The organism is Streptomyces sp. NPDC043680 (assembly GCF_056436685.1).
On the sequence record NZ_JBWKCE010000016.1, the window covers coordinates 104,095 to 122,915 of the forward strand.

Annotated in this window: 22 protein-coding genes; 9 read left to right on the forward strand and 13 right to left on the reverse strand. The window is 72.6% G+C overall.

Translation table 11 applies throughout. The features are described from left to right. Positions 1–129 precede the first annotated feature (129 nt). Complete coding sequence (gene tuf, locus AC0666_RS26415) at positions 130–1,308, reverse strand: elongation factor Tu (protein ID WP_468972044.1); 1,179 nt, start codon at positions 1,306–1,308, stop codon at positions 130–132. 90 nt (positions 1,309–1,398) lie between these two features. After that, positions 1,399–1,521: a hypothetical protein gene (locus AC0666_RS26420; RefSeq protein ID WP_468972046.1), complete on the reverse strand. Its 123-nt coding sequence runs from the start codon at positions 1,519–1,521 to the stop codon at positions 1,399–1,401. A gap of 284 nt (positions 1,522–1,805) precedes the next feature. Here AC0666_RS26420 and AC0666_RS26425 point away from each other — a divergent pair, with 284 nt between their 5' ends. The 5 genes from AC0666_RS26425 (at position 1,806) to lnt (ending at position 5,998) form a co-directional block, all read left to right on the forward strand. Further along, positions 1,806–2,555, forward strand: a complete 750-nt coding sequence (locus AC0666_RS26425; RefSeq protein ID WP_468972048.1) for a TVP38/TMEM64 family protein — start codon at positions 1,806–1,808, stop codon at positions 2,553–2,555. A 47-nt stretch (positions 2,556–2,602) separates the two neighbouring features. Next, positions 2,603–3,475: an undecaprenyl-diphosphate phosphatase gene (locus AC0666_RS26430; RefSeq protein ID WP_361722841.1), complete on the forward strand. Its 873-nt coding sequence runs from the start codon at positions 2,603–2,605 to the stop codon at positions 3,473–3,475. 134 nt (positions 3,476–3,609) lie between these two features. Then, a complete protein-coding gene (locus AC0666_RS26435; RefSeq protein ID WP_468586318.1) occupies positions 3,610–3,786 on the forward strand; it encodes a hypothetical protein in 177 nt (58 codons plus the stop codon). Between the two features lie 67 nt (positions 3,787–3,853). Then, positions 3,854–4,324 carry a nuclear transport factor 2 family protein gene (locus tag AC0666_RS26440; protein WP_478708407.1) on the forward strand — a complete coding sequence of 157 codons (471 nt, stop codon included), beginning with the start codon at positions 3,854–3,856 and terminating at the stop codon, positions 4,322–4,324. A 48-nt stretch (positions 4,325–4,372) separates the two neighbouring features. Beyond that, entirely contained in the window at positions 4,373–5,998 is a 1,626-nt protein-coding gene (lnt, locus tag AC0666_RS26445) for an apolipoprotein N-acyltransferase (RefSeq protein ID WP_478708408.1), read from the forward strand. Here lnt and AC0666_RS26450 read toward each other — a convergent pair. Further along, positions 5,943–6,848, reverse strand: coding sequence for a Gfo/Idh/MocA family protein (locus tag AC0666_RS26450; protein WP_468972053.1), 906 nt, complete (start codon positions 6,846–6,848; stop codon positions 5,943–5,945). The genes lnt and AC0666_RS26450 overlap by 56 nt on opposite strands. A gap of 84 nt (positions 6,849–6,932) precedes the next feature. Here AC0666_RS26450 and AC0666_RS26455 point away from each other — a divergent pair, with 84 nt between their 5' ends. Both AC0666_RS26455 and AC0666_RS26460 read left to right on the forward strand, forming a co-directional pair. Next, entirely contained in the window at positions 6,933–7,454 is a 522-nt protein-coding gene (locus tag AC0666_RS26455) for a DinB family protein (protein ID WP_468972054.1), read from the forward strand. A gap of 116 nt (positions 7,455–7,570) precedes the next feature. After that, the gene (locus AC0666_RS26460) at positions 7,571–8,125 is read left to right on the forward strand and encodes a hypothetical protein (RefSeq protein ID WP_468972056.1); all 555 of its coding nucleotides are present in this window, start codon (positions 7,571–7,573) and stop codon (positions 8,123–8,125) included. A 92-nt stretch (positions 8,126–8,217) separates the two neighbouring features. Here the strand turns inward: AC0666_RS26460 and AC0666_RS26465 are convergent, their stop codons facing one another. The 8 genes from AC0666_RS26465 to AC0666_RS26500 all read right to left on the reverse strand — a co-directional run bounded on the left by AC0666_RS26465 (position 8,218) and on the right by AC0666_RS26500 (position 14,894). Further along, entirely contained in the window at positions 8,218–8,787 is a 570-nt protein-coding gene (locus AC0666_RS26465; RefSeq protein WP_468972058.1) for a hypothetical protein, read from the reverse strand. 49 nt (positions 8,788–8,836) lie between these two features. Next, positions 8,837–9,505, reverse strand: coding sequence for a uracil-DNA glycosylase (locus AC0666_RS26470; protein ID WP_468972110.1), 669 nt, complete (start codon positions 9,503–9,505; stop codon positions 8,837–8,839). A gap of 112 nt (positions 9,506–9,617) precedes the next feature. Beyond that, positions 9,618–11,201: an ABC transporter substrate-binding protein gene (locus tag AC0666_RS26475; RefSeq protein WP_468972060.1), complete on the reverse strand. Its 1,584-nt coding sequence runs from the start codon at positions 11,199–11,201 to the stop codon at positions 9,618–9,620. Positions 11,202–11,353: 152 nt separating this feature from the next. Beyond that, complete coding sequence (locus AC0666_RS26480) at positions 11,354–12,115, reverse strand: SDR family oxidoreductase (protein WP_468586334.1); 762 nt, start codon at positions 12,113–12,115, stop codon at positions 11,354–11,356. 20 nt (positions 12,116–12,135) lie between these two features. Further along, positions 12,136–12,897 (reverse strand): 3-oxoacyl-ACP reductase FabG, encoded by a 762-nt coding sequence (fabG, locus tag AC0666_RS26485; RefSeq protein ID WP_361722871.1) that lies wholly within the window; start codon positions 12,895–12,897, stop codon positions 12,136–12,138. A 144-nt stretch (positions 12,898–13,041) separates the two neighbouring features. Beyond that, positions 13,042–13,425: a DUF3037 domain-containing protein gene (locus AC0666_RS26490; protein ID WP_361722873.1), complete on the reverse strand. Its 384-nt coding sequence runs from the start codon at positions 13,423–13,425 to the stop codon at positions 13,042–13,044. Then, entirely contained in the window at positions 13,422–14,261 is an 840-nt protein-coding gene (locus tag AC0666_RS26495; protein WP_468586338.1) for a HipA family kinase, read from the reverse strand. The genes AC0666_RS26490 and AC0666_RS26495 overlap by 4 nt, the downstream gene beginning before the upstream one ends. Positions 14,262–14,279: 18 nt before the next feature. After that, positions 14,280–14,894, reverse strand: a complete 615-nt coding sequence (locus AC0666_RS26500) for a cysteine hydrolase family protein (protein WP_478708409.1) — start codon at positions 14,892–14,894, stop codon at positions 14,280–14,282. A 75-nt stretch (positions 14,895–14,969) separates the two neighbouring features. On the opposite strand from AC0666_RS26500, the gene AC0666_RS26505 reads away from it, so the two are divergent. Next, positions 14,970–15,428, forward strand: coding sequence for a pyridoxamine 5'-phosphate oxidase family protein (locus AC0666_RS26505; protein ID WP_468972065.1), 459 nt, complete (start codon positions 14,970–14,972; stop codon positions 15,426–15,428). 15 nt (positions 15,429–15,443) lie between these two features. Here AC0666_RS26505 and AC0666_RS26510 read toward each other — a convergent pair whose 3' ends face one another. Further along, a complete protein-coding gene (locus tag AC0666_RS26510; RefSeq protein ID WP_478708410.1) occupies positions 15,444–16,343 on the reverse strand; it encodes a LysR family transcriptional regulator in 900 nt (299 codons plus the stop codon). A gap of 74 nt (positions 16,344–16,417) precedes the next feature. On the opposite strand from AC0666_RS26510, the gene AC0666_RS26515 reads away from it, so the two are divergent. Then, a complete protein-coding gene (locus AC0666_RS26515) occupies positions 16,418–17,419 on the forward strand; it encodes a DMT family transporter (protein WP_468972069.1) in 1,002 nt (333 codons plus the stop codon). A 64-nt stretch (positions 17,420–17,483) separates the two neighbouring features. Here the strand turns inward: AC0666_RS26515 and AC0666_RS26520 are convergent, their stop codons facing one another. Then, positions 17,484–18,815: an aminotransferase class I/II-fold pyridoxal phosphate-dependent enzyme gene (locus AC0666_RS26520; protein WP_478708411.1), complete on the reverse strand. Its 1,332-nt coding sequence runs from the start codon at positions 18,813–18,815 to the stop codon at positions 17,484–17,486. Positions 18,816–18,821 lie beyond the last annotated feature (6 nt).

The window sequence follows — 18,821 nt, forward strand, 5'->3', positions numbered from 1 at the left end:
CGCGGCGGGTCTGGGGTGGGGGGGCCCCCGCGGCGCGGGGGGGGTTGGGGGGGGGGGGGGGGGGGCGCCGCCCCCCCCCCCCCCCCCCCCCCCCCCACGGCGGGGTGCGTCCGGCGACCCGGCGGGGGCTCAGTCGAGCACGGTCGTCACCGTTCCCGCGCCGACGGTCCGGCCGCCCTCGCGGATCGCGAAGCCGAGCCCCGCCTCCAGCGGGACGTCCCGGCCGAGCTCCACGGTCATGGTGACCGTCTCCCCCGGCCGGGCCATCCCGGCCCCGCCCAGGTCCACGTCACCCACCACGTCGGCGGTACGGATGTAGAACTGCGGCCGGTAGCCCGACGCGACCGGTGTGCTGCGCCCGCCCTCCCGCGCGGCCAGCACGTAGACCTGCGCCGTGAAGCGCCGCCTGGGCACGACGCTGCCGGGCGCGGCGACGACGTGGCCGCGGCGGACCCCGTCGCGCGGCACCCCGCGCAGCAGCAGCGCCACGTTGTCCCCGGCCTCGGCGGACTCCATCGGCTTGCCGAAGGTCTCCAGGCCGGTCACCACGGTCTCCGCGGCCTCGTCGCAGCCGAGCAGGCAGACCCGGTCGCCCAGCCGGACGCTGCCGCGCTCGACCGCGCCGGTCACGACGGTCCCGCGTCCGGTGATGGTGAGCACGTTCTCCACCGGCAGCAGGAACGGCGCGTCCGTGTACCGCACCGGCATCGGGACGTACGTGTCCACCGCGTCGAGCAGCGCCTCGATCGCCGCGGTCCACCGCGGGTCGCCCTCCAGCGCCCCGAGCCCGGAGACCCGTACGACCGGCGCGGCGTCACCGCCGTAGCCGTGGGCGGTGAGCAGCTCGCGCACCTCCAGCTCGACCAGGTCGGTCAGTTCCGGGTCCCCCGCGTCAGCCTTGTTCAGGGCCACAACGATGTGGTCGACGCCGACCTGCCGGGCGAGGAGCACGTGCTCGGCGGTCTGCGGCATGACCCCGTCGAGCGCGGAGACGACGAGGATGGCCCCATCGAGCTGCGCGGCTCCCGTGACCATGTTCTTGATGTAGTCGGCGTGGCCCGGCATGTCCACGTGGGCGTAGTGCCGGGTGTCGGTCTCGTACTCGACGTGCGTGAGGTTGATGGTGATGCCGCGCCGGGCCTCCTCGGGGGCCCGGTCGATGCGGTCGAACGGCACGAAGGAGGCGCCGCCGCGCTCGGCGAGGACCTTGGTGATGGCGGCGGTAAGGGTGGTCTTGCCGTGGTCGACGTGACCCATGGTGCCGATGTTGAGGTGCGGCTTGGTCCGCACGAAGGCCGTCTTGGCCATGATGTCTTTTCCCGTGGCTCGAAGCAGATCGGGACCCCTGGAACGAGCCGACCCTCCCCCTGCGGGGTCCGCCGGACTGTCCGGGAAGGGTCAGCTTCGTGCGCCGTCGAATGCGGCGGAGGCGTATGCCTCGAAGAGCTCGAAGGGCAGGACGGCAGCCTTCGGCGCGTCCGCGACTGCGGACGGCGCTGCGGGGAAGGCGTACCAGGACATGCCGACGATCCTGCCGGACGGGCCGCCGGGCGTCGACCGGATTTCCTTCCGGGCCGGGCCTCTTGACTCCCCCGGCCACCGCGGGAGGTGCCGCGGCCGGCGGACGGGGCGTCCGCTGCGCTGCGCTCAGGGCGCCGGCCGCGCCCGGGTCCGCCTCGGCAGTGCCACGGCACCTGGACCGCTGCCCGCGGCCGCCGGCGACCCGGCGGCCGGCCCGCACGCCGTGCGGCTGGGCGAGGCAGGCATCACGGCACGCGTGCGCCTGCGTCGGTTAGTCTCCCTAAATGTCCCTCCTCCTCGCGCCGTGGACCCGGCTGTCGCTGCTGGCCGTGCTGCTCGCGGCGGCCGGCGTCTGCGTGCTGCTGTACGAGCCGCAGCGCATCCTCTCGGAGGGCCGGCCCCCGGGCCTTCCCGTGGGCACGGCGGCCTTGCTCTTCGCCGCCGCGTACGGGCTCTGCACGGCCGCGCTGGTGCCCCGCCCGCTGCTGAACCTCGCGGCGGGGGCCCTGTTCGGTGCCCCGCTCGGGCTGGCCGCGGCGGTGGCGGGCTCGGTCCTCGGCGCCGGTATCTCCTTCGGCCTGGGCCGGCTGATGGGCCGGGACGCGCTGCGGCCCCTGATGCGGGGCCGCTGGCTGCAGGCCGCGGACAACCAGCTGGCCCGGCACGGGTTCCGCTCGATGCTGGCGGTGCGGATCTTCCCCGGCCTGCCCTTCGCGGTGGCCAACTACGGCGCCGCGGTGTCGCGCTGCCGCTGGGTGCCCTTCCTGCTCGCCACCGCGATCGGCATCGTCCCGAACACGGCCGCGTACGTCGTCGCGGGTTCCAGCGCCGCCTCCCCCGGCTCCCCCGCGTTCTTGGTGTCGTTCGGGTTCATCGCCGTCTCGGCGGTGGCGGCCGCGGTGGTCGGATGGCGCAAACGGCACCGGCTGGCGCCTGCGCCGGAGCCCGTACACGCGCTCGAACCGGCGCCTGACATGCGCCGGGCGACCCCTCAGCACCCCCCTGTGGTCAGCGCCGCTTCCCACGGGCCCTAGCATCGGAGCGAACTGCCCGACGATCACAAGGACGAGCGCACCCCGACATGAGCTGGTTCGAATCCCTAATCCTCGGTCTCGTCCAGGGGCTTACGGAGTTCCTCCCGATCTCCTCCAGCGCCCACCTCCGGCTGACCGCGGCATTCGCCGGCTGGGAGGACCCGGGCGCGGCCTTCACCGCGATCACCCAGATCGGCACCGAGGCGGCCGTGCTGATCTACTTCCGCAAGGACATCGCGCGGATCATCTCCACCTGGTTCCGCTCCCTCTACACCAAGGCGCTGCGTTCCGACCAGGACGCGAAGATGGGCTGGCTGGTCATCGTCGGCTCGATCCCGATCGGTGTGCTGGGCATCACGCTCAAGGACCAGATCGAGGGCCCGTTCCGGGATCTGCGGCTGACCGCCACCATGCTCGTCGTGATGGGCGTCGTGCTCGGCATCGCCGACCGTCTGGCCGCGCGCGACGAGGAGGGCGGCCGGCACCGCGCCATCCGCGAGCGCAAGACGCTCAGGGAACTGGGCGTCAAGGACGGTCTGATCTTCGGTCTGTGCCAGGCGATGGCGCTGGTCCCGGGCGTCTCCCGGTCCGGTGCGACGATCTCCGGCGGTCTGCTGATGGGCTTCACCCGCGAGGCGGCGGCCCGTTACTCCTTCCTGCTCGCCATTCCGGCCGTACTGGCCTCGGGCGGCATGGAGTTGAAGGACCTGGGCGAGGGCCACGTCTCCTGGGGCCCGACGATCTTCGCCACGGTCATCGCCTTCGTGGTCGGCTACGTGGTGATCGCCTGGTTCATGAAGTTCATTTCCAGCAAGAGCTTCATGCCCTTCGTGGTCTACCGGATCCTGCTCGGCATCCTGCTGTTCGTCCTGGTCGGCATGGGTGTGCTCAGCCCCCACGCCGCCGAGTCGGCCGGGTAGCCGCGCCGCCGTCACCGCTTCGCGTGAATCGGAGGCCGTTCGGGAACGTTCCCGGGCGGCCTCGGCGTCGTTGTGGCTGAAGAGACCTGTATGAGACCTGAAGAGACCTGAAGGCGAGCAGCAGGGGGTGTCCCATGGGCCGAGTGGTGTTGGAGCGGTTCCCGGCCGGGAGTCCGAGGGGAAGCTGGCCGGCCGAGGAGTACGCCGCCCAGCAGATGCGCGAGGGCGTGCCGGCCGAGGTGGTGATGGATCTGGCCACCGACGCGTTCCTGGTCGTGGTCAGACAGCGGGAGGCGCATTCCGGTTACTGACGTCCTCCGGTGGATCCGGCCGCGCACGCCCCTTGGCCTGGCGGCCCGGCGCCCCCACACTGTCCCGATGACGCAGCGTGTGGATCTCGCGACGGTCACGGACCGGATGGCGATCGACGAGGTGGTCTCGGGGTACGCGGTGGCCGTGGACGACGGTGACTGGGCGGCCTACCGCGCGCTCTTCACCGCGTCCGGGCGCGCCGACTACCGCTCGGCGGGCGGCATCGAGGGCCCGGCGGCCGAGGTCGCGGACTGGCTCGCGCAGACCATGGCGCTGTTCCCCGTGCGCCAGCACCTCATCGTCAACCGGCTGGTCCGGCTGGAGGCCCGGTCCGGCTGGCCCGCCGAATCCGCGGAGGTCCGGGCGGACTTCCTGAATCCCATGCGCCTCGCGGGCCCCGAGTTCGACGGGTCGGTCACCGCGCCCAACTTCGTCGCGGCCGGGCGCTACACCTTCGCGCTCGCCCGCACCGCCCGGGACGGCTGGCGGCTGAGCCGGGTCACGGTGCACGAGAAGTGGCGGCACGTGTCCGCCTGAGCGAGCCGGTGGTCCGGCCCTGTCCCACACTGGAAGCGGAGGCGCGTCATGCTGCTCGCGAAGCGGACCCCGTGGTGGCGTGCGGCGGCGGCGGTCGCCGCGGGAACTCTGCCCTGCCTGGCCTTCCCCGCCCCCGCCCTGTGGTGGTTCGCGTACGCCGCGCTCGTGCCCTGGATGCTGCTGCTGAGGTCGGCCCCCACCGGGCGGCGGGCCGCTCTGGAGGGCTGGCTCGGCGGCTGCGGGCTCATCCTCGCCGTCCACCACTGGCTGCTGCCCAGCCTGCACGTGTTCCTGGTGCCGCTGGCGGCGCTGCTGGGTCTGCTGTGGATCCCCTGGGCGCTGCTGGTGCGGGAGTTCCTCGGCGGAACGCCCGCGGGCGGCCGGGCGGGCGCCGCGCTGGTCCTCGTCCCGGCGGGCTGGCTGCTGGCGGAGCAGGCGCGCTCCTGGCAGGGGCTGGGCGGGCCGTGGGGGCTGCTGGGGGCCAGCCAGTGGCAGGTGACGCCCGCGCTGCGTCTGGCCTCGGTGGGCGGGGTGTGGCTGGTGAGCCTGGTGGTGGTGGCGGTCAACTGTGCGCTGGTCCTGCTGGTCGCCGTGCCCGGGGCCCGGGTGCCCGCCGTCGCGGGGGTGACGGGGTGCGCGGTCCTGACGGGGGTGGTGTGGCTGTGGGTGCCCCGGCCGGAGGTGTCCGGGACGCTCCGTGTGGCCGTCGTACAGCCCGGACTCGTGGCGGACGGGCCGGACAGCGCGGACCGGCGGTTCGCCGCCGGCGAGCTGCTGACGCGGGAGCTGACCGGACAGCCGGTGGACCTGGTGGTGTGGGGCGAGAGCAGCGTGGGCGCCGACCTTGCGGCGCGGCCGGACCTGGCCCGGCGGCTGGCGGCGCTCTCCACGGAGGTCGGGGCTCCGCTGCTGGTCAACGTGGACGCCCGGCGCCCGGGCGGCGCGGGCGCGGGCACGCGCACGGGCCCGGAGGCGGAGGCGGCCGCGCCGTCAGGAGCGGCGGCGGTTGGCAGCGGCGGCATCTACAAGAGCTCGGTGCTCGTCGGCCCCGGCGGCCCGACCGGCGACCGGTACGACAAGATGCGGCTGGTCCCCTTCGGAGAGTACATACCGGCCCGGCCGCTGCTCGGCTGGGCCACCTCGGTCGGCCGGGCCGCCGGCGAGGACCGCCGCGGCGGTGCGGGCCCGGTCCTCATGGACCTGCCCGGAGGCGCAGGCATCCGCCTGGGGCCGCTGGTCTGCTTCGAGTCGGCCTTTCCGGACATGAGCCGCCACCTCACCCGTGAGGGCGCCTCCCTGCTCCTCGCGCAGTCGGCGACCTCCACCTTCCAGAACAGCTGGGCCCCCGCGCAGCACGCCTCGCTGGCCGCCCTGCGTGCCGCGGAGGACGGCCGCCCGGTGGTGCACGCGACCCTGACCGGCATCAGTGAGGTGCACGGTCCCTCGGGCGAGCGGATCGGCCCGGCGCTCGCCACCTCGGAGAGCCGGGCGCAGGTGTACGAGGTCCCGCTCGCCCGGGGAACGACCTTCTACGTGCGCTTCGGGGACTGGCCGGTGGGCGCGGTGCTCGCCCTGCTGGCGGCGTACTGCACGGCCGAGGGCGCCCGCTCGCTCGGGCTCAGGAAGCCTGCCCCAGAGCCGACAGCACCACCCGCTCGCACAGCTCGTGGGTGAGCAGCGCGTCGCGGGCGCTGAGGGTCCGCCCGGCCTCGACGGCCTCCAGGAAGGCGTGCACCACCTGTTCGATTCCGCGCTGGCGGGCGACGGAGACCCAGTCCCCGCGGCGGCGCACGGTCGGCTGGCCGCGGTGGTCGATGACCTCGGCGAGGTTGACGACCTGCCGCTTGGTGTCCTGACCGGAGACCTCCAGGATCTCCTCGGTGGAGCCGGACAGGCGGTTCATGATGCCGAGCGCGGTGAAACCGGTGCCCGAGAGCTGGAGCACCACCTGGTACATGAGGCCCTCGCGCAGCTGGGCCCGGACGTCGACGCGGTCGGCTTCGCCGGGCAGCAGGAAGCGCAGGGTGTCGACGACGTGGATGAAGTCGTCGAGGACGAAGGTCCGCGGATCCTCGGGCAGGCCGACCCGGTTCTTCTGCATGACGATCAGCTCGCGCGGGTGGTCGGCGCACTGCGAGTAACCGGGCGCGTGGCGGCGGTTGAAGCCCACGGCGAGTGAGACCCCGCGCGCCTCGGCCAGTTCCACCAGCCGCCGGGAGTCGGCGAGTTCGTAGGCGAGGGGCTTGTCCACGTACGTCGGCACGCCCTCCTCCAGCAGCCGCGTGACGATCTCGGGGTGCACGGTGGTCGGGGCGTGCACGAACGCCGCGTCCAGGCCCTGGGCGAGGAGTCCGTCGAGCGTGGCGTGTCGGCGGCCGGCCGGGATGTGGTGGACCTCGCCGATCCGCTCCAGCGTGGCGGGGGTGCGGGTCTGCAGGTGCAGCTCGACGCCGGGGCGGGTGGTGAGGACGGGCAGGTACGCCTTCTGGGCGATGTCGCCGAGTCCGATGACGCCGACCTTCACCGAGGGCCTCCAGGTGTGCTGCTTGCGGGACGCCCGCAGCTTAATCCCTGGTGGCGGGCGCCCGGTTCGCCGAGGATGTCGACCATGACCACTTCGGGATCACACCGCACCGAACCGTCCACATCCGCGAACGAGCGGGACATGCTCGACGGCTGGCTCGACTACCACCGGGCCACCCTCGCCTGGAAGTGCGAGGGGCTCACCGACGAGCAGCTGCGCCGCAGCCCGCTCGCTCCCTCGGAACTGAGTCTGCTGGGCCTCGTACGGCACATGGCGGAAGTCGAACGCTACTGGTTCCGCGAGGTGATGCTGGGCGAGGAGCTGCCCGAGCTGTACTGCACGCAGGAAGACCCGGACGGGGACTTCCACTTCACCGACCGGGCCACCTGGGCCCAGGCGGAGCAGGTGTGGCAGACCGAGGTCGAGCTGGCGCGCCAGGCTGCCGCGGGCCGTTCGCTGGACCTGATGTCACGGCCCGAGAGCCACCACCGGGGCGAGGCGTTCAGCCTCCGCTGGGTCTACACGCACATGATCGAGGAGTACGCGCGCCACAACGGGCACGCGGACCTGCTGCGCGAGCAGATCGACGGCGCCACCGGCGACTGATGCCAGGGCGCGCGGGCGGGCGCGGGCGGGTGTCCGGCGGATCCGCGTCACCCGTGCGGGGTCAATATCGGCTCCCGGTTTTCACAACGGGGTCCTCGCACAGCAGAGTTGCGCGAGTGCACCCAACCCGAACCACGACGAAGCTGCTGCTCGGAGTCGCCTGCGCCGTGTCGGCCGTCTCCGGCTGTGTGAATGTGACCCCCGCCCCGATGCAGCCGGCGGGCGCCCCCGGCGCTGCGGGGACCGCGCCGCGCCACGAGCCGCGCGGCGGTCCGGGGGCCGCCGCGGTGGAGGTCCGGGCGCCCGCACTGGAGGCCCTCAAGGCGGTACCGGAGCAGAGCGCCCGGCCGGTGTCCTCCGCGGCCCCGGACGGCCGGCCGGCCGCTGCGCAGGGCACGGCGGGGGCGGCCGGTACGGCGGCGGAGGGCGGCCGCTCGGAGGTCGTGCCTCCGGTGCCGGACATCCCGGAGCCCCGCCAGCCCGCCGGACGCGCACCGGCGGGCAGGGGCGGGCGCCACGACCCGAAGGAGACGGGAGCCGAGGTGCCCCGCGAACTGATGCGGGAGCTGCCGGTCCGCCCAGCTGACGTGTGCGCCCTGGGCCGCCGCCACGGCCGCTGGCGGCCGGACAGCCCGGAGGCCCGGATCTGCGCGGGCGTCCACGGCGACTGAGGCACCCTGCGGCGTCCACGGCGGCTGAGGCATCACGCGGCGTCCACGGGCGGCTGAGGCCCCTGTGGGCGTACGCGCCCCGTGGGGCGCCCTTACGGATACTGCTCCGGGAAGCGTCGGGGCGGCTCGGCCGGCTCTGCGGCCAGGCTCCGCTCCAGCCGGGCGATGGCGGCGCGCACGCCGTTGCCGTAGCCGTCGTCGGACAGCGCCCCGGCGGCGGCCCTGGCCCGCGCCAGATGGGCGCGCGCCGCCTCGCCGCGCCGCAGTTTGGCGTAGTCGGCGGCCAGGTTGAGGTGCAGGGACGGGTAGAAGACGCGCACCGCCGGATGCGGCTCCTGCTGGGCGGGCCGCCCGTCCCGCCGGCCGGGCCGCAGTGTGTCGGCGGCGGCCAGGGCCCGCAGGTCCCAGGCCAGTTCGTCGGCGGGATCGTCCTGGGCGTCGGCCAGGTAGTGCGCGAGCGTGCACCGGTGGAGCATGTCGCCGTCCTCGCCGATCTCGTTCCAGAGCTCGCCGAGGCGGTTGCGGGCCTCCTCGCGGTCACCGGCGTGCAGCAGGATGACCGCCTGGCCGATCCTCGTCATGACGGCGTCCTCCGACGCCTCCTGCTGCTCGGTCACGGCGGCCTCCGGCTTGCTCTGCCAGACCTGCTCCGGTCTGATCATCAAACGCTAGCCGGAGGCACCGGCAATGGCGCCGAGGCGCGGTGGGGCGTCAGCCGAGGTCCGGGATCCGCCAGTCGATCGGCGCATGGCCCTGCGCGGCGACCGCCTCGTTGATCTGCGTGAAGGGGCGGGAGCCGAAGAACTTCTTCGCCGAGAGTGGGGACGGGTGGGCGCCCTTGACGACCGCGTGCCGCTCCTCGTCGATCAGCGGCAGCTTCTTCTGGGCGTAGGCGCCCCACAGGACGAACACGGCCGGGTCGGGGCGCTCGGCGACCGCGCGGATCACCGCGTCGGTGAACCGCTCCCAGCCCCTGCCCTTGTGCGAGTTGGGCTCGCCCTCGCGGACGGTGAGGACCGCGTTGAGCAGCAGGACGCCCTGCTCGGCCCACGGCATCAGATAACCGTTGTCCGGGATCGGCGTGCCCAGCTCGGCGTGCATCTCCTTGTAGATGTTGCGCAGGGAGGGCGGGGTCTTGATCCCGGGCCGCACGGAGAAGCACAGCCCGTGCCCCTGGCCGGCGCCGTGGTAGGGGTCCTGGCCGAGGACCAGGACCTTCACCTGGTCGAAGGGAGTGGCCTCCAGAGCCGCGAAGACCTGCTCGCGGGGCGGATAGACCGGCCCGTTCGCCCGCTCCTTCTCGACGAACTCGGTGAGCTCTTTGAAGTAGGGCTGGTCCAGCTCCCCACCGAGGACGGGGAGCCAGGACTCGGGCAGCATCTGGGTCACGTCGACAACCTCCGGTACAAGTGTGCGCAACTGCGTGGTGCAGTGCTCAGAACCTACCGGGGGCCACTGACAGCGCCCCATCCGCCCGGCTCCGCGCGGACGGTCACCAGCTGGTCTTGCGGTACAGCTCCCACATCTGGAAGACGGTCTGCGGGTCCAGGGCCCGCTCGCCGCCCGCGATGTCCTCCCGCGCGGCGACGTACAGCTTGCCCTGCCACAGCGGCAGCAGCCGGACGTCGTCGGCGAAGATCTGCTGCGCCCGCTCGAACTCGCGCACGCCCGCGGCACGGTCACTCTCCCGGCGGGACTTGGGCAGCAGGTCGCCCAGGATCTCGGCGTTCTCGTACGGGGTGCCGACCGCGTTCTCCTTGCCCACGAAGGGGGCGATGAAGTTGTCGGGGTCCGGGAAGTCGGGGAACCAGCCTCGGCCGAAGACGGGGTACTCGCCGTTCTTGTAGCCCTCCTGGAACGCCTTCCAGGGCTGGCCGCGCAGGGTGACCTTGAAGAGGTTGGTCTCGTCCAGCTGGCGCTTGATCTCGGTGAACTCGTCCGCGGTGGAGGCGCCGTACCGGTCGGTGGTGTACCAGAAGGTCAGCTCCACCTGCTGGGTGATGCCGGCGTTCTTGAGGATCTTCCTGGCCTTCTCGACGTCCGGCTGGCCGTAGGTGTCGTAGAAGGGCGTCTTGTGGCCGACCACGCCCTTGGGGACCATCGAGTACAGCGGCTCGGCGGTGCCCTGGTAGACCTTGGAGACGAGCGCGCCGCGGTCGAGGATCTGCGCGATGGCCTGGCGGACCGGAAGCTTGTTGACCGCCGGGTCCTTGGGGTTGAAGACGAGGTAGCGGATCTCGGCGCCGGTGTTCTCGACGACCTGGACGCCCTGCGCGTGCGAGGCGGGGGTCTGGAGGTCCTTGATCTGGGGAGCCGACAGACCGCGGTAGGTGGCGTCGATCTCCTTGTCCTTCAGCGCGGCGACCATCTTGCCGGCGTCCGCGAAGTAGCGGATGGTCACGCCGTCGTTACGGCGGTTCGCGAAGCCGTTGTAGGTGCCGTTCTTGTTGAGCACCGCCTCCTTGCCCTCGTCGTACGAGTCGAGCACGAAGGGGCCCGAGCCGGTGACCTTGCCGTCCTCGCGCACCTTGTCCGCGGGGTAGTCCTTGGGCGCGACCAGGGAGGCGGCGGGCGAGCCGAGGACGAAGGGGAAGGTCGCGTCGGGGGTCTTCAGGTGGAAGACGACCGTCAGGGGGTCCGGGGTCTCGATCTTGTCCAGGGTGCCGAAGAGGTCCTTGGGGCCGGTCTTGGAGCCGATGGTCCGGATCCGGTCGAGGGAGTGCTTGACGGCCTTGGCGTCGAGTACCTCGCCGTTGGAGAACTTCAGGCCCTTGCGCAGGGTGCAGCGGTAGGACTCGTTGGCCGAGTCGGTGAACTCGCAGTTCTGTGCGGCGTCGGGCTGGGGCTTGGTGGAGCCCGTGGGGAAGGCCAGCAGGGTCTGGTAGACGTTCCGGTACAGCTCCCAGGAGCCGTCCCAGGCCGCGGCGGGATCGAGGGTGGACGGTGCGCTCGTCGTGCCGACGACGATTCTCTTCGCGGCGTCACTGCTGTCGTCCGAAAGCAGACCGCATCCGGCGAGCAGGGATATGGACGCAAGGGCCGCAGTGATCTGCAGGCATCTGGTCCGGTTGAACACGTGCACGCTCCTCGATCAGCCAGGGGTGCGGCAGACCCTACCGCAGTGCATCACAAAACCAATGGGCAGGTTTCATGAGGCACTTGACCGATTACGTGCACATTAGGTACGCATTTGCCTCCCTCCTGGAGGCAAATGCGTCCGATTATCGGTCAGTGGACTCCGGCATTGAGGAACATTCCTCCGTCAACGACCAGAGTTTGGCCGGTGATCCATTCCGCTTGTGCAGATGTAAGAAAAGCCGCAGCTCCGCCGATGTCCTCCGGGACCCCGAGCCGGCCGAGCGGATAGGCCGCCGAGGCCTCCTGCTCCCGGCCCTCGTAGAGCGCCTGGGCAAATTTGGTCTTGACCACCGCGGGGGCGATCGCATTGACCCGGACCCCGGGCGCCATCTCGTGGGCGAGCTGCAGCGTCAGGTTGATCATCGCTGCCTTGCTCATCCCGTACGCCCCGATGAAGGGCGAGGCGGAGACGCCGGCGATGGAGGCGATGTTCACGATCGCCCCGCCGTTGTCCTTCTGCCAGGCGTGCCAGGTCCGCTGGGCGAAGCCGAGCGCCGAGATCACATTGGTCTCGAAGACCTTGCGCGCCACCCCCAGGTCCAGGTCCGCGATCGGCCCGAAGACCGGATTGGTGCCCGCGTTGTTGATCAGGAAGTCGACGCGCCCGAACGCCTCCATCGTGCGCTCGACCGCGGCGGCCTGATGGCCCTCGTCGTGCGCCTTGCCCGCGACACCGATCACCCGGTCCGCGCCGAGTGCCTCGACGGCCTCCTTGAGGGCGTCCTCGTTCCTCCCGGTGATGCACACCCGGTCGCCCCGGGCGACCAGCGCCTCCGCGATGCCGTAGCCGATGCCCCGGCTCGCGCCGGTGATCAGCGCGACCTTCCCGCTGTCCGTTCCCTCGTACGCCATGACGTGGAACCTTCCTCTCGTCAGTTGAGCGGGCCGCCGGCCACGTACAGGACCTGGCCGGAGACGAAGCCGGCGGCCTCGCCCGTGAAGAAGGCGATCGCGTTCGCGATGTCGTCCGGACGGCCGACGCGCTGCACCGGGATCTGGGTGGCCGCGGCGGCCTGGAACTCCTCGAAGCCCATGCCGACGCGGGCGGCCGTCTGGGCCGTCATCTCCGTGACGATGAAGCCCGGGGCGACGGCGTTGGCGGTGACGCCGAACTTGCCCAGCTCGATGGCCAGGGTCTTGGTGAAGCCCTGGAGGCCGGCCTTGGCGGCGGAGTAGTTGACCTGGCCGCGGTTGCCCAGCGCCGAGCTGCTGGAGAGGTTGACGATGCGGCCGAACTTCGCGTCCACCATGTGCTTCTGACACGCCTTCGACATCAGGAACGCGCCGCGCAGGTGCACGTTCATGACGGTGTCCCAGTCGTTCTCGCTCATCTTGAAGAGCAGGTTGTCGCGCAGCACGCCCGCGTTGTTGACCAGGATGGTCGGCGCGCCGAGGGTGTTCGCGACCCGCTCGACGGCCGCCTCCACCTGCGCCGCGTCGGATACGTCGCAGCCGACGGCCAGGGCCGTGCCGCCGGCCGCCGTGATGGCCTCGACGGTGTCCTTGCAGGCCGCCTCGTCGAGGTCGAGTACGGCCACGGCGCGGCCCTCGGCGGCCAGGCGTACGGCGGTGGCCGCGCCGATGCCCCGGGCCGCCCCGGTCACGATCGCGACGCGCTGCTCGGTGGTGGACATGGTGGATCTCCTCGCCCTCGGAATCCTGGATCGGCGGTGCCCGGTAGGTGAGCAACCGCTTAGTAGCTTCAGCTGAGGAGACGCTAGGAGCCCTGGCACCCGGTGTCAACGGCACCGGGCCCCAGGGCCCCCAGGTCGTACGGATCAGCGCACCAGCAGGTCGAGCAGGCGTTCCACTTCGGCCTCCGGATCGGCCGTCAGGCCGGTGTGCACCGGACCCGGCTGGACCACCGTGCTGCGAGGTGCGATCAGCCAGCGGAAGCGGCGCCCGGCGTCGTCACCCGCCGCCTGGCCCGCCTGGTCGCCGCCGGTGCACACGCCCTCCACCCCGTGCAGCGCGGCCCTCACGCCGGTCACATCGGCCTCCGGGTCCAGCGCGAGGAGCTTCGCCTCGTCGAGGTGGGTGCGCGCGGCCACGTACGAACGCGCCCGGCAGTAGACGATCACACCCGCGTTGAAGCACTCGCCGCGCTCCACCCGGGGCACCACGCGCACCAGCGCGTACTCGAACACATCCCGCTTGGTCACTCGCTGTCGCTCTTCTTCTTCCGGGGCTGGGGGGCGAGGCGTTCGGCCAGCCAGCCGGGCGGACCGGACCGGGCCTTCACCTCGGCCTCCATCGAGATCCTCTCGTGGATCGCCGCCGCGCGCGGCAGCAGCACGTCCACGTACGCCCGGCGGAGGGCGTCCGTCGAGTCGAAGCCCGGCTCGTCCACCAGCCACTCGTCGGGTACATCGGCGGCCACTTCGGTGAGCAGTTCCCTGGTGACCAGGGGCGCGAGCTCCTGCGCGGCCGCCGCGACGTCCGGGCCGAAGGGGGCCAGCACGTGGTCGGAGGCGTTGTAGGGCTTGGCGGCGGCGGCCTCGGCGGTGGGCCAGTTGTGGTGCCAGATCATGGTGGCGCCGTGGTCGATGAGCCAGAGGTCACCGTGCCAGACCAGCATGTTCGGGTTGCGCCATGACCGGTCGACGTTGTTGATCAGGGCGTCGAACCAGACCACGCGCCCGGCCTCGGCCGGATCCACCTGGTACGCGAGCGGGTCGAAGCCGATCGAGCCGGGCAGGTAGTCCATCCCGAGGTTGAGCCCGCCGCTGGCCTTCAGCAGCTCCTGGACCTCCTGGTCGGGCTCACCGAGCCCGATCACGGGGTCGAGCTGCATCTGCACCAGCCTCGGCACCCGCAGGCCGAGCCGCTGGGCGAGGCGGCCGCAGATGACCTCGGCGACGAGCGTCTTGCGCCCCTGGCCGGCTCCGGTGAACTTCATGACGTAGGTACCGAGGTCGTCGGCCTCGACGATTCCCGGGAGCGAGCCGCCCTCACGCAAGGGCGTGACGTAACGGGTCGCGATCACTTCGGACAGCATCCGCCCAGGTTACGGGGGTCAGGGCGCGGAAGCCCACTGAGTAAGGAGGGCTTCGGTCGTGGTGATGGCCGCGACCAGCGCGAGGGAGTTGCGGATCACCTCGGCGGTGTAGGCGGCGGGCACACCGGTGACGGCGTCGGAGGGGACCACCACGTCGTAGCCGAGGTTCACGGCGTCGAAGACGGCGTTGGGGATCGCGATGTTCGAGGAGACCCCGGTGACGACGAGCGTGCGGATCCCGAGGTTGCGCAGCAGGGCGTCGACCTCGGTGCCGGCGATCGGCGAGAGCCCGTGCAGCCGGCGGACCACCAGGTCGCGGCCGCCCACCACGATGGGCGCCGCCACCTCGACCGCCCTGCTCCCCGTCAGCTGCCGCACCGGCAGCTTCCCGGCCGCCCGGAACAGGCGCGCGTTTACGTTCGCGCCGAGGCCGTCGGGCCGCCGCTCGGCGACCGCGTGCAGCACCTGCACACCGGCCCGGTGCGCGGCGTCGACCAGGGCGGCCACCCGTCCGAGCATGCCCGAGCCGCGCGCCTCCTTGGCGAGTTCGGGCAGGGCGCTCTCCTCGCCGACGACACCGTTCTGGCATTCGACGGTGAGCAGCGCGGTGGTGGCGGGATCGAGGTACGGCATGACTCCCCCTGGTGCGACGGCCCAAGAGGCCGCATGATTCCTGACACACAGTCAGATGTGAAGGGGTGCGAACGGATGGACGGCACACAGCGGCGGGGCCGCCGCATCATGATGACCGGCGAGGAAGTGGACGTCTTCCTGCGCGAGCAGCGCACCTGTCGGGTGGCGACGGTCTCCCCGGACGGCAGTCCGCACGTGGGCGCCCTGTGGTTCGCCTGGGACGGCAGCTCACTGTGGCTGTACTCGATCACGCGCAGCCGCCGCTGGTCCGATCTGCGCAAAAACCCGCGGATCTCGGTGGTCGTGGACGCAGGTGAGGCGTACGGCGAACTACGCGGGGTCGAGCTGTCCGGCAGCGCCGTCTTCGTGGGCGAGGCCCCGCGCACGGGCGAGCCGTGCGCGGAACTGGAGGAGGTGGAACGCCTCTTTCCGGCCAAGAACTTCGGCATCACGGAGATGCCCCACGACGGGCGGCACGCCTGGATCCGGCTGACACCCGAGTCCGTCGTCTCCTGGGACTTCCGCAAGCTGTAGGAGATCCGGGCCGCATCAGAGCTGCGCGGCGACCTGCCGGAGGGCCGTGACGGCAGCCCGGATCGAGGGCCGGCGGTCGGCGTCCGCCCGCCAGACGACGTACACGTGGCGGCGGACGGCGTCGCTCACCGGCAGCAGCCGCACCCCGGCCGGCACCGGGCCGCGCCCGAGCCGCGGCGTCACGCACACCCCGAGCCCGGCCTCGACGAAGGCGAGCTGCGTGTGGTGCTCCTCCGCGATGTGCGCGATGCGGGGCTCGATGCCGATGCCGCGCAGGGTGAAGACCAGCCACTCGTGGCAGAACTGGCCCTCGTTCCAGGAAATCCATTCGTCCTCGGCGAACTCGGCCAGGGAGATCTTCTCCCGGCGGGCGAGCGGGTGCCCGTCCGGGACCGCGATGTCGCAGGAGTCGTCCAGCAGGTGCGTGCGCGTGAGCTCGGCGGGCACCGGCATCCGCTTGTTGTGCCAGTCGATGGCCAGCGCCAGGTCGAGGTCACCGCGTACGACCGCCGCCATGCTCTCCTCGGGCTCCTGCTCCCGCACGTGCGGGCGCAGCTCGGGGTGTTCACCGCGCAGCACGTTCAGCGCCTGGGGCAGCAGTCCCCGCATGGCGGTGGGGAAGGCCCCGATCCGCAGCGCACCGACCGCGCAGCCCCGCTGGGCCTCGACGTCGGCCTGGGCGAGTTCCACCTGGGAGATGATCCGGGCCGCGTGGTCGGCCAGCAGCCGGCCGGCGTCCGTGAGCCGGACGCCCCGCCCGTTCTTGGCCAGGAGGGGCTGGCCGACCTCGCGCTCCAGCTTGGCCATCTGCTGGGACACCGCGGAGGTGGTCACGTGCAGTCCGTCGGCCGCGCCGCTGACGGAGCCGTGGCGGGCGAGGGCATCGAGGGTGCGCAGGCGCTCCAGGTTCAACATGTAAGCGATGCTACGCCGTCACCGCGAAGGAATCTCGCTTGTCCTACGAAGTCGGGCGGAGCAGAGTACACCCCATGAGCGCACCCACCCTGCCCCGCACCGCCCTCCCGCCCACTGCCTCCACCTCCCGGACGACCCGCCTCGACTGGCGGCTGCGGTTCGCCTTCCTCTCGGTGATCTGGGGCTTCAGCTTTCTTCTGATCAAGGTGGGCACGCAGGGGTACGCCCCCTTCCAGGTCGCCTTGGGGCGGGTCCTGTTCGGGGCGCTCGCCCTGCTCACCGTTCTGCTGGTGCGCCGCGAGCCGCTCCCCCGCGGTCGGCGCACCTGGGGCCACCTCGCGGTGGCGGCGCTCCTGCTGAACACGGCCCCGTTCTCCCTCTTCTCGTACGCCGAACTGAGCATCCCCTCCAGCCTGGCCGGCATCTGCAACGCCACCTCGCCGCTGTGGGGCATGGCGCTGTCGCTGGTCGCGCTGTCCGAGGACCGCCCCACCCGCCGCCGGTTCGCCGGGCTGGGCCTGGGCTTCCTCGGGGTGCTGACCGTCCTCGGCGCCTGGCAGGGCTTCTCCGGCATCGACGCCAAGGGCACCGCGCTCGCCCTGCTGGCCTCGCTCTGCTACCCCGTCGGTTGGATCTACGTCCGCCGCACCCTGGCCGCGACGCCGAGCTCGCCGGTGGCGCTGACCGGCGCGCAGCTCCTGCTCTCCACGGGCCAGCTGCTCCTCGTCAGCGCGGTGTTCACCACCGCTCCCGCGTCCTTCCCGCTGTGGCCGACCCTCTCGGTCGTGGCCCTGGGCGCCCTCGGTACGGGTCTGGCCCTGCAGATGCAGTACGGACTGGTGGCGGAGGTGGGTCCGACCACGGCCCAGATGGTCACGTACTTCATCCCGGTCATCGCCACCACGGCGGGTGTGCTGCTCCTCGGCGAACACCTCCACTGGAACACCCCGCTGGGCGCGGCGATCGTCCTGGCGGGCGCGGCCCTCAGTCAGACCCGGCCGAGTGCGTCGACGGAGGGGCGCCGGGCGGACCGGCCGAAGCTGTCGGGCCGGTTCCGCCGGCGGGTACAGGGCTGAGCCCCCTCCGGCTCGGGGCTCCGGGCCCGGCCCCGGGCCCGGGGTTCCGGGGCCGGGCACCGGTTCACTCGAAGCGGCGTCCCGGGGACGGGCGGACCGCCGCGGCCACGGCGTCGGCGAGGGAGGCCACCTCGCCGATCCCGATCCCCGACACCGTCACGCGTACCCCCGGCCCCGACTCCACGCGGAACCGGCCGCCGGGAGCCACCGCCCAGCCCGCCGCCAGCAGCCGCGTCACCACCGCCGTCTCGTCCACGACCGGCACCCACACGTTCATCCCGCTGCGCCCGTGCGCCCGCACCCCCCGCTCCCGCAGCGCCGCGACCAGCCCGTCGCGCCGTTCCCCGTACGACCGCGCCACCGCCGCCCGGTCCACGGCGCCCGAGGTCCACAGCTCGATCACGGCGTACTGGAGCAGCCGGCTCACCCAGCCCGGGCCCAGCCGCTGCCGGCCCCGCACCCGGTCCAGCGTCACGGAGTCACCGGTCAGCACCGCCAGGCGCAGGTCCGGCCCGTACGCCTTCGCCGTCGACCGCACCAGCACCCAGTGCCGGGTCACCCCGCCCAGCGGGTGCAGGGGGAGGTCGACGATGCCGTGCCCGTGGTCGTCGTCGATGACCAGCACCTCGGGATGGCGGGCCAGCACCTCCCGCAGCTCCCGCGCCCGGGGCCCGCTCACCGCCGCGCCCGTCGGGTTCTGCGCCCGCGCCGTCACCACCAGCGCCCGCGCACCCTCGTCCAACGCCCGCTCCACCGCCCCGACCAGCGGGCCGTCGTCGTCGACCGCCACCGGCAGCACGCGCAGGCCGAGCGCCGCCACCAGGTCCAGCGCGCTCCCCCACCCGGGGTCCTCGACGGCCACGGCGTCCCCCGGCCGCAGATGCGCGGCCAGCACCCGCTCGATCGCATCGAGCGCGCCGGAGGTCACCGCCAGTGGCCCGGCCGGCACCCCGTCCGCGTCCAGGTCCGCCCGGGCCAGCTCCGCGAGCTGCGGCACCACCGGGTCCTCCCCGTACAGGGTCGGCGCCTGCGCGGCGCGCCGCGCGGCCGCGGCCAGGGCCCCGTCCAGCGGCGGCAGCAGCCCGAGATCCGGATTGCCCTCCTGGACGTCCCGTACGCCCGCCGGCACCGCCACCCGCAGCGCATCGCGCGGGGCCGTGGCGGGCCGGGCCAGGACCCGGCTGCCGCGCCGCCCGTCGGTCTCGATGACCCCGCGCTCGCGCAGCGTCCGGTACGCGGCGGCCACGGTGTTCGGGTTCACCCCGAGCAAGCCCGCGAGCTCGCGCATCGGAGGCAGCAGCGCCCCCGGCGCGAGCGCGCCCGATCCGACGCCCGCTTCGACGCTGGCCGCGATTTCCGATGCGCGACGCCCTACGATCCGATACTCTCCTAGCACAAAGCC

What these genes read in the sequence shown, in the direction of transcription:
- tuf (WP_468972044.1), bottom strand. Translation starts at nt 1,308, where the DNA reads ATGGCCAAGACGGCCTTCGTGCGGACCAAGCCGCACCTCAACATCGGC.
- AC0666_RS26420 (WP_468972046.1), bottom strand. Translation starts at nt 1,521, where the DNA reads ATGTCCTGGTACGCCTTCCCCGCAGCGCCGTCCGCAGTCGCGGACGCG.
- AC0666_RS26425 (WP_468972048.1), top strand. Translation starts at nt 1,806, where the DNA reads ATGTCCCTCCTCCTCGCGCCGTGGACCCGGCTGTCGCTGCTGGCCGTG.
- AC0666_RS26430 (WP_361722841.1), top strand. Translation starts at nt 2,603, where the DNA reads ATGAGCTGGTTCGAATCCCTAATCCTCGGTCTCGTCCAGGGGCTTACG.
- AC0666_RS26435 (WP_468586318.1), top strand. Translation starts at nt 3,610, where the DNA reads ATGGGCCGAGTGGTGTTGGAGCGGTTCCCGGCCGGGAGTCCGAGGGGA.
- AC0666_RS26440 (WP_478708407.1), top strand. Translation starts at nt 3,854, where the DNA reads ATGACGCAGCGTGTGGATCTCGCGACGGTCACGGACCGGATGGCGATC.
- lnt (WP_478708408.1), top strand. Translation starts at nt 4,373, where the DNA reads ATGCTGCTCGCGAAGCGGACCCCGTGGTGGCGTGCGGCGGCGGCGGTC.
- AC0666_RS26455 (WP_468972054.1), top strand. Translation starts at nt 6,933, where the DNA reads ATGACCACTTCGGGATCACACCGCACCGAACCGTCCACATCCGCGAAC.
- AC0666_RS26465 (WP_468972058.1), bottom strand. Translation starts at nt 8,787, where the DNA reads ATGATCAGACCGGAGCAGGTCTGGCAGAGCAAGCCGGAGGCCGCCGTG.
- AC0666_RS26470 (WP_468972110.1), bottom strand. Translation starts at nt 9,505, where the DNA reads ATGCTGCCCGAGTCCTGGCTCCCCGTCCTCGGTGGGGAGCTGGACCAG.
- AC0666_RS26480 (WP_468586334.1), bottom strand. Translation starts at nt 12,115, where the DNA reads ATGGCGTACGAGGGAACGGACAGCGGGAAGGTCGCGCTGATCACCGGC.
- fabG (WP_361722871.1), bottom strand. Translation starts at nt 12,897, where the DNA reads ATGTCCACCACCGAGCAGCGCGTCGCGATCGTGACCGGGGCGGCCCGG.
- AC0666_RS26495 (WP_468586338.1), bottom strand. Translation starts at nt 14,261, where the DNA reads ATGCTGTCCGAAGTGATCGCGACCCGTTACGTCACGCCCTTGCGTGAG.
- AC0666_RS26500 (WP_478708409.1), bottom strand. Translation starts at nt 14,894, where the DNA reads ATGCCGTACCTCGATCCCGCCACCACCGCGCTGCTCACCGTCGAATGC.
- AC0666_RS26505 (WP_468972065.1), top strand. Translation starts at nt 14,970, where the DNA reads ATGGACGGCACACAGCGGCGGGGCCGCCGCATCATGATGACCGGCGAG.
- AC0666_RS26510 (WP_478708410.1), bottom strand. Translation starts at nt 16,343, where the DNA reads ATGTTGAACCTGGAGCGCCTGCGCACCCTCGATGCCCTCGCCCGCCAC.
- AC0666_RS26515 (WP_468972069.1), top strand. Translation starts at nt 16,418, where the DNA reads ATGAGCGCACCCACCCTGCCCCGCACCGCCCTCCCGCCCACTGCCTCC.